Below are 12,109 nucleotides of genomic sequence, written 5' to 3' on the forward strand. Positions count from 1 at the left end.
TCGTTCGTGCCGCGGGCCCACCCCGCGGCGTGGTCGGGGTCGGACGGCGCCGGACGGGCGCCGTCCGCCCCGGGCGGGCGGCCGCTCGTGCGACCGCCCGCCCGTGCGGTCCGTCAGTCCGTGATCGGCCCGCCGTAGCTCAGCCCGAAGCCGTAGTCGTAGGCGTTGCCCGCGGCGTCGGTGTAGGGCGTCATGTCCTTCGCGACGTCCTCCTGCTGCGCCTCGACCGTGTCCATGTCCTTCGGGAACTGGACGGGCAGGCGGCCCTGGGGCTCGTGGAGGCCGAGCACGACCTCGAGGAGCGCCTGGTCGCTCGTGCCGAAGCCGACGACGATCGCGTCGGACGCGGCCTCGAACTCGGCCGGCACGATCGGGTTGGTCGCCTTGAGGACGGTGACGACCGGGATGTCCTTGCCGGACGCTTCGACGGCCGCCACGGCGCGCTCGAACGCGTCGAGGTCCGACTCGTTCGCGATCTTCGACGTGCTCCCGAAGTAGGAGCGGTTCTGGCGCGTGCCGTCCGGGAGCAGGTCGCCGGAGATCGAGGTCTGCCGCACGTTCGGGCCGTCCGCGGTGTACGGGCGGTACTGCAGCGACAGCGGGTACCAGGTGTCGTTCTCGAGGTCGTGCCCGATGTTCGAGAACGTGCCGCCGTTGTCCGGGCTGTCCATGCCCACGAGCACGAGGTCGACGTCCGACAGGTCGGGAGCGGTGTAGCTCGTGACCTTGTCGTCGGCGTCCGTGACGGCCTCGTCGGTGAGCACGGTGCCGAAGTACTGCTCGGCCACCTCGAGGTCGATCCCGGCGCCCTCGGTGTACTCGCCCGGACCGAACGAGCTCGCGAAGCCGGTGTTGTCGCTGCGCGGGATGTAGACGGTCTTGTCCTTCCACGCCTCGGCGTCCGCGGCGGTGACGGTCTCGCCGTCGTTCTTCAGCAGGACCACGGAGTCGAGCTGCGCCGCGTAGCCCGCGTCGACCTTGTCGTCGCTCGCCAGGATCGACGTGGACTCGTCGAGGTCCAGGTACGCGTTCTCGTACAGGCCCGGGTTGAAGAACATCGTGAGGATGCGCGCGCCGGACTCGCGGAACCGCGTGTCGGCATCGACGTCGTTGGTGCCGGCCTCGAAGTCGGCCTGCCACATCTCGTGGGCCGCGAGGACCGGCGCGACGTCGTTGTTGCCGCCGAACATGTCGTGCCCGGTCTTGAGGATCTCGTAGTGGCGCTGCTCCTTGGTGAGGTCCTCGGCGCCCCAGCCGGTCGCGATGACCGCGCCCTCGTCGTTCATCCCGGTCGTGACGCCCCAGTCGGTGACCACGACGCCCTGGTAGCCGTTCTCCTCGCGGAGCAGGTTCATGCGCGTGTCGTCGTACGCCGTGCCAACGCGCTCGCCGAACAGCGGCTCGCCCGCGCCGTCGAGCGCGATCGAGTACGCCGACATGACGGCCGCGGAGTCGAGCGACCCGAGGAACGCCTCGGTGTGCGCGTCGAAGTTGCCGCCCGGGTAGACGCCGTACTTGCCGGCGTCGGTGTGGGCCTCGCGGCCACCCTCGCCGGGGCCGTCGCCCGCCCAGTGCTTGATCATCGCGTTGACGGACTCGGGGCCCCAGCCGTCCTGGCCGCTCGTGCTCTGGTAGCCGTCCACGTAGGCGGCGGCCAGCTCCGTGTTCTGCTCGACGTCCTCGCCGAACGTGCCGCCGACGCGCAGCCACCGCGGCTCGGTCGCGAGGTCGATCTGCGGGCTGAGGGCCGTCGTGATGCCCAGCGCGCGGTACTCCGCGGAGGACATCTCGGCGAAGTTGTCCATGTGCTCGACGTCGAACGTCGCGGCGAGGCCGAGGTTCGACGGCCACCGCGAGATGTCCGCGCCCTCGGCGTTGTAGCCGCCGGAGCCCGCGGTCGAGCGCGGGTCGGAGGCGAAGTTCACCGGGACGTACGGCTCGTCGGCGGTCGCGAGCGACTCGGCGTAGGCCTGCATCTCGTTGGCCCACGTGACGGTCGCCTCGACGTCGCTCGGGCCCGCGTGCAGGACGTTGCGCAGGTGGGAGTCCGTCAGGTACTCCTTCTGGGCGTCCGTGAGGCCGTCGGCCTGCGACCGCTCGTGCGAGCTGAAGAGCATGAGCCCGGCGATCTGCTCGATCGTGAGCTCCTCGGCGAGGGCCGCCGCGCGGTCCTCCGCCGGCTCCCGCCAGTCCTCCCACGTGTCGAGCGTCCCGTTCGCGTTCATGTCCTTGAACGCGAGCTCCTGGCCGTCGACCTCCTCGGTGAGGAGCTCGACGGCGCTGTCCTTCCCGTAGGAGAGGGTGGGCCCGTCGCCCGGGTTGTCGACGACCACGAAGGACGTGGTCCCGTCCGTGACCTCCCGGGTCGTGAACGCGTCGGCCGCGCTCTCGTCGTCCGTGGTGCCCGCCGTGCATCCCGCCGCGGCCACGAGCGCGAGGCTCGCGAGCACCGCCGCTCCCTTGACGCGGCCCGCCCGGTTGTCGCGGTGTCCCGCCGTTGTCGTTGTCTTCATCGACCTTCCCTTGTCGTCTCCGCGCCCACCCGCTCCGCACCGACCCCGGCGACCCACCCGGAGGCGCGTGCGTGGCGCAGCGAGCTCTGCGAACCCGTCGAGGCCCGGGACGTCGTGGTCCCTGAGCCGCGCCGTCACGCTATGGACGCCGGGGGCGGCCGGGGCGGCCGGGTGCACGAACCGTCGCTTTGCGTCCACGAACGGTCGCCGAGGTCACGGCGGGGTCACGGCGGACAGGCCCCAGGTCCCGCCCGGACGGGTCGTCCGTCGGCCTCCGGGGCGGTGGCCCGTGGCCGTGCGACGGCCCGTGACAGCCCGGCAGGGCCCGTGGCCGCGGGGCGCAGGTCTACGCCGGGTGCGTGGCCGACGCCGCCTGCCGGGGCGAGCCCGTGGGCGGGCGGTCCTCCGGCATGGGCAGCAGGACGCGGAGGAGGAACCAGCGGTCCTCGGTGTTCACGGTCATCGACCCGCCGTACTTCTCCGCGGTGTACCGGATGGACTTGAGCCCGTAGCCGTGCCGCGTGCGGTCGGCGCGCCGGGTGACGATGTCCCCGCCCTCGGTGCGGAGCTCGCCGGAGAAGTAGTTCTCGACCGTGAGCAGCACGAAGCGGTCGCGCGCGTAGACCGCGACCTTGATGATGCGCCGCTCCGGGTCGGGGACGGCCATGACGCCGTCGATCGCGTTGTCCAGGGCGTTGCCGAAGACCGCGGCGACGTCCATCGCGGACATGAAGTCGAGCAGGGCGCCGTCGACCACGCACGTGAGGTCGATGTCCCGCTCCGCGCACTCCTGGCTCTTGGTCGTGAGGATGACGTCGAGCACGCCGTTGCCCGTGTCGGCCTGCCGGGCGTGGCCGGAGATGCTGGCCTCGAGGTGGTCGAGGTAGGACGCGCGCCGTCCCGGGTCCGCCTCGGCGCGGATCACCCCGATCTGGTGCTTGAGGTCGTGGTACTTGCGGTGGACGATCTGCATGTTCCGCTTCGACTGCAGGTACTGCTCGTGCTGCCGGCGCAGCATCTCGTCGATGGCGCGCACCTCGGACCGCGCCTGGTGCTGGAGCCGTTGGCCTTGCTGGGCGTAGAGGGCCACGAAGCCGCACAGGTCGACGAGCGTGCGGATGTAGAAGATCTCGAGCCCGAGGCGCCCGCTGAACGGGGTGTTGGCGTTGAGGAAGCTGATGTTGCTCATGAAGAACGTGACGAGCGCGATCGCGACCGCCGACGCCAGCTCGCCGACGGTGACGTCGAGCTCCTGGTCCGGGCGGAAGTGGCGGGACTCGACGACGAACGCGACCCCGTACCCCACCGCGTACACGAGGACGAAGAACGCGGCCTGCCAGGCCGTGCCGGGGCGGCCGTCGGGCAGGAAGAAGAAGCAGTGGACCTGCCAGTGCAGCGCCGCCACGAGCTCGGCGAGCACGAGCGCGCGCGCCGCGAAGTAGCCCGCGTCGCGCGCCGAGACGCGCGCCGCCGCGACGATGAACCCGTACATGCACGCGACCGCGGCGGCCATCCCGACGGTCCACAGCTGGCGCGGGAGCAGGTCGGCGAGCGCCTGCACCCCGACCTGCGCGGCGAGGGCGGCGGCGGCGAGCGCCACGAGCCGGGACCGCGGCAGGCGGGGTCGGCGCAGGAGCACGTAGACCAGGCACGCGAGCCACTCCGCGAGGCCGGTCAGGGCGCGCGGGATGTCGGGCAGGGTCGCCATGAGGTCGGTCGCGGCGCTCATGCCCGTCGCGCCCCGAGGTAGTCGGTGAGCGCCGCGAGGAACGCCTTCTTCCGCGCCCGGCTGATGAGCAGGTCGTGGCCACCGACGAGGAGCACGCTGCTGCCCTGGACCGCGAGCACGTGCCGCAGGTTCACGAGGTAGCCGCTGTTGCTCCGGAAGAAGTCCCGGCCCTCCAGCTGGGCCTCGAGCGCCTTGAGCGGCCCGACGACGGAGTGCCTCCCGTCCACCGTGTGCACCGTGGTGCGGTGCTTCGCGCTCTCGAGGAAGACGATGTCGTCGGTCGCGACGCGGGCCAGCCCGCCGTCGACCGCGAGCAGGAGGTAGTCGGCCGACCGCCGTCGGAGCCGGGCCACGGACCGCTTGAGCTCCTGGGAGAACGCGAAGTACCGCAGCGGCTTGAGCATGTAGCTCAGCGCGTCGACCTCGTACCCCTTGATCGCGTGCTGGGTCATGTTGGTGATGAAGATCAGGACGACGTCCGCGTCGACCTGACGGATGCGCCGGGCGGCGCTGAAGCCGTCGAGGTTCGGCATCTCGACGTCGAGCAGCAGGATGTCGAAGTCCGGTCGGTACCCGGCGACCACCTGCTCGCCGTCGGCGAAGAGCGCGACGGCGAACTGCTCGCCGTGCTCCTGCTCGTAGCGTCGCAGGTACTCCACGAGCAGCGCGCTGCTCGCGGGGTCGTCCTCCACGATGCCGATCCTGATCACGATGCCGTTCTCCAGGGACTGCGCCCCCGGGGCGTGGCCCGACGACCGGACACCTCCGTGTGCCGTCGCGGCCTCGCCCCCGCCTGCGTTGCCGATGAGCCCGCCGTCGTGCGGCGGATCCCGAACATTATGGGCCACCCGGCGGAGAAACGGGCCACATGGTAGGGATTATGGTCAGCGCAGGTCCCGGACGTACGCGGCGGCGCCGTCGTACGCGGCGATCCGCCGCTCGTAGTACGTCGCGATGATGAGCAGCAGGCCGCCCGCCGCGGCCAGCGTGAGCATCCACGGCCCGGCGGAGATGCGCGTGCCGAGCTGCGAGACGAACACCACGAGGATCTCGACCGGCAGCACGGCGACGCCCAGCAGGAACGGCGCCGCGAGGTGCTTGCGCGTCCCGACGAGGACCGCCGCGAGCGCGAGCACGACGACGAGCATCGCGCGCCACGTGCGCGCGTCGGTGTACGTCGCGAGCACCGACGGCCCGACGAGCGCGAGGAGTCCGGGTGCGAGCGCGCGCCACGACCCGACGACGCCGACGGGCCAGCCGCCGAGGGGCCGGGCCGTGCGCGGGGGCACGGCCGGGAGACCGCCCGGTCCGCCCGCGGCCGTGCCCGCCGAGCCCACGGTTCCCGCCGAGCCCGCCGAGCCCGCGGTGCCCGCCGTGCCCGCCACGAGCGCGAGGTAGCCCGCGACGAGGAGCCCGGCGCCGAGCGGGAGGGAGAAGACCTCGACGCGCAGCTCGCGCGGCGACCACGCACCGATCGCGGCGACGAGGGCGAGCAGCCACAGGAACCACGCGGGCGGGAGGTCCAGCCGCCCGTGCACGGCGCGGCGCACCGCCACCACGAGCACCGCGAGGAGCGCGACCTCGACGAGCCAGACCGCCGCGATGACGCCCCACACGGGCCGCACGTTCGCGACGGCGCCGACCACCACGAGCCCCAGGGCGGGGGCGACGGCCCAGCGCCGCGCGACCGCGGCACCTCGTCCCGAGGCCGAGCGCGCCGCCACGAGCCCGGCACCGAGCGCCACGCCACCCGCCGCGAGCGCCCACGCGAACCCGAGGACGAACAGCGCACCGCCGCCCGGGACGTGCGCGACGTGCAGCGACTCCACCGTCCCGGCGACCGCGGCGAGCACCGCGGCGCCGGCGAGCCGGAGCGCACCGGCACGCCGCCACGCGCTGCGGGTCGTCGCGGCCGGAGCGACGCCACCCGCCGTCGTCCCCTGCCGGAGCAGCACCGCACCGGCCACCGCCACCGCACCGGCGACGACGAGGAGCGACGCGCGGACGTCCCCCGCGCCCGGGGCAGCGCCCAGGACGAGCACCGACGGCACGACGAGCAGCACGAGACCCGCGCTCGCGATCTCCCACCAGCGCCGCGCACGACGGGCGAGGAGCGCGCCCGTGACGACGGCGGCGAGCGCCGGCGGCGCGGTGTACGCCTCGACGAGCCCGACCTCGGCGGCCGCGAGCGCCGTCCACAGCGCCGCGGTGCCGAGCGCGGCGGCGAGCCACCACTCGCCCCGGCGGTCGCGGTCGCGCGCGGCGAGCCCCGCGCCGGCGCCGAGCAGGAGCAGCACGGCCACGGCGACCGTCGGCCCCGCGGCAGGGCGCCCGTACGCGAGCCCGACGGCGATGGCCCCCGTCACCGCCGCGCTCGCCTCCACGGCGACGCGACCGGCCCCGAGGTCGAGCCGTGCCGCGAGCGGCCGGGCCCCCGCGAGGGCCGTCGCGACCAGGACGGCGACGACGGGCAGGACGACCGGCGAGCCGCTGCCCGGGAGCACGAGCGCGCCCGCGCTCACGACGGCGACGGCCGCCGTCGGGAGCACGAGGGCCGCGGCGAGGACGCGCAGCGCCGTCACCGAACCGGGACGTCGGGAGCCGACCAGGACGACCTCGAGCGCGAGCATCGCGAGGCACGCCGCGACGGACCAGGTGCTGCGCTCGTCCACGACGGTGAGCACCCCGAGCCCGAACGGCACGGCGGTCACGCCGAGGACCGCCCACCACGAGCCCCGGTCGACGCGTGGCGCGAGCGTCACCGCGAGCGCCGCGAGCGAGGCGACGCCGGACACCCCGCACAGGACGACGACCGTCCCGGCCCCGCTCCAGGCGAGCGTCACGCCGAGCACGAGCAGCGCGTACCCGTACGCGACGCCGACGAGGGGCGCGTGCAGGGACCGCGGCGCGGCGGCGCGCGCCGCGAGCAGGAGCAGACCGACGACGACGGCCCCGACGGTCGCCGTCGGGCGCGCGACCCAGGAACCGGCGACGAGGAGGACGAGCGCGAGCACGGCACCCACGACGGCGGCGGCACGAGCGGCTCGCCGCTCGGACCGGCCGCCGGGGAGCAGACCGTGGCGGACGGCGGTGCGCGGGCCCGGCACGAGACGCGCGACGGGGCGCAGGGCGCGTCCGAGCCCGCTCCGGACGGCGCGCACGACGGTCCCGGGCGACGGGGCGCCCGCAGCGGCCGCCGCCGAGCGATCGGTCCCGACGGGCGCAGCGACGGTGGCCGGCCGCGCCGTCGCGACGAGCAGCGCCGCGGCGAGCAGCGCGAGCAGGACGAGCGACGTGACGCCCGCGAGCCGGGGGTCGAGCACGAGGGTGAGGACGAGCGCGAGCGCCGCCCACGGGGCGAGCCCGCGCCCGGTCACGACGAGCGGTGCCGTCCCGAGCCGCGGCGCCCCACCGAGGAGGGGCGGCGCGGTCCGCGGCGTGCGCAGCGGGAGGCGGGCCGCGACGAGCAGGACGACGAGCACGGAGAGGAGCCCGACGAGCGTGCCGTCGAGGAGCGTGGCGCCGACGGTCCCGCGCGCCGTGCCCTCGCCCGCCAGCCCGGCGGACAGGATGCCGACGCCCAGCGGTGCGTCGTCGAGCGCGGCGCTCGTCCCCGCGGTCGGGGTCACGAGCACCTCGGCGGCGCGCAGGCCGGCGAGCGCGAGGGCGGGACCCGCCATGACGAGCACGACGACGGCGCCCCCGAGGAGCGCGTCCGAGCGGCCCACCGCGGGGACGGGCACCCGGAGCGCCCTCGCAGACACGCGGCGGCCGGTGAGCACCAGCACGACGACCCACGCGAGCGCGCCGAGCGCGGGCGCGAGGCCCACGAAGCCGACGCCGCCGCCCGTGCCGAGCAGCGCGCCGGCGAGCACCGCCGCGGCGCCGCCGACCGCGTACCAGCGCCGCTCAGCCGTCGTGACCCGGAGCAGCGTCGCGACGAGCGCCGCCCCGAGCGCGACGAGCGCCGCACCCGCGCCCGTGGGCAGCCCCGGCGGCGCGGGGACGGTGAGCCCGACGAGGACCGCGAGGAGCACGGCGCCCGTGCGCACGACACCCAGGAACCTGCGCTCCGCGCCGAGGCGACCGCCCACGCGCGCGCCCGCCGCCGCGGCGACCGGGCCCGCGACCGCCGTCAGGCACGCCGTCACGAGGAGCGCGACCGCCCAGCCCCACGACGCCTGCGCCGCGGGCGCAGCGACCAGCGGCACGAGAGGGCCGAGCACGACCGCACCCGTCACCCAGGCCCGGACGCGTGCCCGCTCGCCCACGACGCCGAGACCGACGAGCACGACGGTGAGCAGCGTCGCGCGCGCCGCGGCGGCACCCACCGGGTCGAGCGCCCACGCGCTGAGCGCGAGCTCGACGTCGACCAGGGCGAGCACGACGGCCAACGCCGCGACGGCCTCCGCGGACGACCGCAGGCCGCGCGACCGCAGGAGCACCGCGGCCCCGACGGTGAGCGCGGTGACCACCCCGGTGACGAGGGCGCGCAGGGCCAGGTCGTCGGCGAACGTGAAGAACACGAAGACGACGGCGGCCACGGCGAGCAGCCCGGCCCCCGCCCCGGCGAGGACGGGCTGGAGGCCGACGGACCGCGCGGGGGCCGCACCCGGACCGACGCCACCGGCGCGCGCGTCCGCAGGCCCCGGCACCGGCACCGGCACCGGCGCGATCGGGCCGGCCGCTCCGGGACGCGCCGGCCCGCCCGGTCCGGCCACGGGCGACAGGGTCGACGAGCGAGGCCCCGCCGCGCCGCGCCCGCTCGCGTCGAGCGGACGCATCGGCGGCGGGCCGGCCGGGGTTGCCCAGCCGCCGCCCGCTGCTGCGCCCGGCCGGCCACCGCGCAGCGTGCCGGGGAGCGTGCCGGGCGGGGCCGCGACGGCGGCACGGGCGGCCCACGCGGCCGCCTCGGGCTGGGCGGCCCGGAGAGTGTCGAGGGCGGTCTGGCGCCGCCGGAGCGCGTCGGCCGCGTCGGTCGACGCCGCCGCCACCTCGAAGGCGAGCGGTCCGACGAGGTCGAGCAGGCACCGGTCGCACCGCGACGACCGCAACGGCGCGGCGCACGCGGGGCAGGAACGCGTCTCGGGCAGCCGCGTCAGCGCGACGTCGACCCACGGTTCTCTCATGACGGACATCCTGGCGAACCTGTGAGGCGCCTGGGGACGTGTCCACAGGGGGTCGCGTGGCGGTCCGGTGAAGAGGACCGGCTTCAGCGGCTGCGCTCAGCCCCGCAGCCGCTCGACGAGCGCGCGCGTCAGGGGCGCGTCGACCCCCGCACGGTCGGCGGCGCGCACGATCGCGCCGCCGACCGCGTCTGTCTCGAGCGGCCGGCCCGCCTCGGCGTCGCGCAGCATCGAGGACTTCGCGTCGGGCCCGAAACGGTCGTAGAACCGCAGGGTGCGCTCGGGGTCCGACGGCGCACCGCTCGCCGCCGCGACGGCGGCGACCTCGCGGACGAGCGCCTCGAGCTCGGCCCGGTGCGTGGTCCGCACCTCGCCGATCGGGGCGCGGTGCGCCGTCGTGAGCAGCGCGAACGGTGCGAGGAAGCCGAGCTTCGCCCACATCAGCGCCGTCTCGTCGTCGTGCACGGTGGTGGGGATGCCCGCCCGGTCGAGGAGCGCACGCACGGCCTCGACCCGCTTCGGGTCCACGCCCCCCGGCGCGACGTCGACCTCGACGAACGCGCTCGTGTGCTCGATCTCGCCCGGCGCGACGCGCGTGGACTCGACGCGGACCGTCGCGGGCAGCACGCGCGCGGTGCCGTACCGCGCGCGCAGCGCGTCGAGGTGGTCGAGGCCGTTGAGCATCGGGACGACCACGCCGTCGCCGAGCACCTCGGGCGGCACGCGGTCGAGCGCGTCGTCGAGCGCGGTCTGCTTGACCGCCACCACGACGACGTCGACCGGGGCGTCGAGGCGCGTGGCCGCGCGCACCGGGACGTGGAGGTCGCCCAGCTGGCGGCTGCGCACGTGGATGCCGCGCTCCGTGAGGGTGGCCGCCGTGGCCTCGCCCGCGAGGAACGTCACCCGCGCGCCCGACCGGACGAGCAGCGCGCCGACCAGCCCGCCGACCCCGCCCGGCCCGAGCACCGCCACGTCCCGGCCGTCCCGGCCGCTCGATCCGCCCGTCGTCCCCGTCACCGTGGTCCTCTCGTCGTCGCGCCGGCAAGCCCCGGTCGTCCCGCCCGCGCGGGCGGGCGCCCCGCCGTCAGGCCGCGGGGACCTCGACCCTACCCACGGGGACCGACCGCGCCGACCCGGCGCCGGGCACGGTGAGCGCGGCGATGCCCGTGGTGATGGGGATCGCGAGGACGAGCCCGATCGAGCCGACGAGGGTGCGCACGACCTCCTCCGCGATCTCGCCCGACGTGAGGCTGGTCGCGAGGTTCTGGTCGGAGAGGTAGACCGCCATGAGGAGCGGGAGCGCGGCGCCGACGTACGCGAACGCGATCGTGTAGACGGTCGAGGCGATGTGGTCGCGACCGATGCGCATCGCGCGCGCGTACAGCTCGCGCCGGGTCGCGAGCGGCGCGACGGCGCGCAGCTCCCACACCGCGGACGCCTGCGTGATCGTCACGTCGTTGAGCACGCCCATGCCCGCGAGCACGATCCCGCACAGCACGACGCCCCGGATCGAGAGCTCGGGCGCGTACTGCGGGATCCACAGGGACTCCTCCGACGTGAGGCCCGTGATGTTGGCCGCCCCGGACCCCCACCAGCCCAGCACGGCCGTGAGCGCGAGGCCGACGAGCGTGCCGAGCAGCGCCGTCGACGTCCGCGCGGTGAACCCGTGGGCGACGTACAGCACGACGAACATGACGAGCGACGACGTCACGAGCGCGACGCCCAGCGCGTTCTGCCCGGTGAGGAGCGCGGGCAGCGTGAACGACGTGATGACGACGAACGCGCCCGCGAGCCCGGCGAGCGCCGCGAGGCCGCGCCACCGCGCGACGGCGAGCACCACGACGGCGTACGCGACCGCGAGGAGGCCGATGGGCAGCCCGCGCTCGAAGTCCATGAAGACGTACGGCGTCCCGCCCGCGCCCGCGGCCTCGGCGATGTACAGGACGCGCAGGCGGTCGCCCTCGTCGAACCCGTAGGCGACGTACTCGGGCGGTGCGTTGACGGTGATCGCGTCGCCCCCCACGTCCTCGCCGCCCGCGCGGGAGCCCGCGTCGAGCCGGGCGGGCACCTCGCTCGTCGCCTCGTCGACCGGCCCGGTCACGGTCGCGCGCAGGACCGTGCTGCCCTCGGCGGCGACGGGGATGCGCGCGGGCACGTCCGCCGCGGCGGGCCACAGCGCGACGAGCCCGGCGAGCGTGACGAGCAGGGCGGGCACGAGGAGGGCGGCGAGCGTGAGCCGCACGCGACGGGTCGCGGGCGCCGCCGGGCCGTGGGCGTGCGCGTGCCCGTGGGCGTGCGCGGTGCCGCGCGTGAGGACGTCGGGCACCCGCCGGGACCGCGTGCGGCGCTCGCCGTGCCCGGGCGTCTCGGGAGGGGTCGGTGCGCTCACCCGAGGATGCTGCCACGGCGGCCCGACGGCGCCCGGCGGCACGCGCCGTCGGGCACCGAACGCGCGGGCCGGGCCGTCCGGGGCCCGACGCCGCCCCTCCGGCTCACTCGGGGAGCGTGACGTGGCCGCGGCGCACGCCCGCGACGAGGCGGCGCGGCAGGGTGACCTCGCGGCCGTCGACGACGACGGTCACGAGCTCGGGCACCTGCGCCTTCCACTGCGAGCGACGGGCACGGGTGTTCGAGCGGGAGAGCTTGCGCTTGGGCACGGCCATGAGGGGTCCTTCCGGTGGGCGAGCGACCAGCCTACCAGTTCGTGAGAACGATTCTCAAGACGGTCGCGCTGTCGGTAC

At 75.7% G+C, this 12,109-nt stretch carries 7 protein-coding genes; all 7 read right to left on the reverse strand.

Annotated features, from left to right (window positions below):
• Nucleotides 1-113: 113 nt before the first annotated feature.
• The 7 genes from ABIE39_RS10905 to rpmF all read right to left on the reverse strand — a co-directional run bounded on the left by ABIE39_RS10905 (nucleotide 114) and on the right by rpmF (nucleotide 12,031).
• The gene (locus tag ABIE39_RS10905) at nucleotides 114-2,513 is read right to left on the reverse strand and encodes a glycoside hydrolase family 3 N-terminal domain-containing protein (protein ID WP_209827961.1); all 2,400 of its coding nucleotides are present in this window, start codon (nucleotides 2,511-2,513) and stop codon (nucleotides 114-116) included.
• A gap of 346 nt (nucleotides 2,514-2,859) precedes the next feature.
• Nucleotides 2,860-4,242 carry an ATP-binding protein gene (locus tag ABIE39_RS10910; RefSeq protein ID WP_354051722.1) on the reverse strand — a complete coding sequence of 461 codons (1,383 nt, stop codon included), beginning with the start codon at nucleotides 4,240-4,242 and terminating at the stop codon, nucleotides 2,860-2,862.
• Complete coding sequence (locus ABIE39_RS10915) at nucleotides 4,239-4,952, reverse strand: LytR/AlgR family response regulator transcription factor (protein ID WP_074804780.1); 714 nt, start codon at nucleotides 4,950-4,952, stop codon at nucleotides 4,239-4,241. Before ABIE39_RS10915 ends, ABIE39_RS10910 begins: the two co-directional genes overlap by 4 nt.
• A 174-nt stretch (nucleotides 4,953-5,126) precedes the next feature.
• Nucleotides 5,127-9,371, reverse strand: a complete 4,245-nt coding sequence (locus ABIE39_RS10920) for an SCO7613 C-terminal domain-containing membrane protein (RefSeq protein ID WP_354051724.1) — start codon at nucleotides 9,369-9,371, stop codon at nucleotides 5,127-5,129.
• 96 nt (nucleotides 9,372-9,467) lie between these two features.
• On the reverse strand, nucleotides 9,468-10,385 hold the full coding sequence (locus ABIE39_RS10925; protein WP_222592382.1) for a ketopantoate reductase family protein: 918 nt from the start codon (nucleotides 10,383-10,385) through the stop codon (nucleotides 9,468-9,470).
• Nucleotides 10,386-10,452: 67 nt separating this feature from the next.
• Nucleotides 10,453-11,757 carry a YibE/F family protein gene (locus tag ABIE39_RS10930; RefSeq protein WP_354051726.1) on the reverse strand — a complete coding sequence of 435 codons (1,305 nt, stop codon included), beginning with the start codon at nucleotides 11,755-11,757 and terminating at the stop codon, nucleotides 10,453-10,455.
• A 103-nt stretch (nucleotides 11,758-11,860) separates the two neighbouring features.
• Nucleotides 11,861-12,031, reverse strand: a complete 171-nt coding sequence (rpmF, locus tag ABIE39_RS10935; protein ID WP_009864893.1) for a 50S ribosomal protein L32 — start codon at nucleotides 12,029-12,031, stop codon at nucleotides 11,861-11,863.
• Nucleotides 12,032-12,109: the final 78 nt, after the last annotated feature.

Origin of the sequence: Cellulosimicrobium sp. 4261, assembly GCF_040546915.1 — a bacterium.
GTDB classification, from domain to species: domain Bacteria; phylum Actinomycetota; class Actinomycetes; order Actinomycetales; family Cellulomonadaceae; genus Cellulosimicrobium; species Cellulosimicrobium cinnabarinum.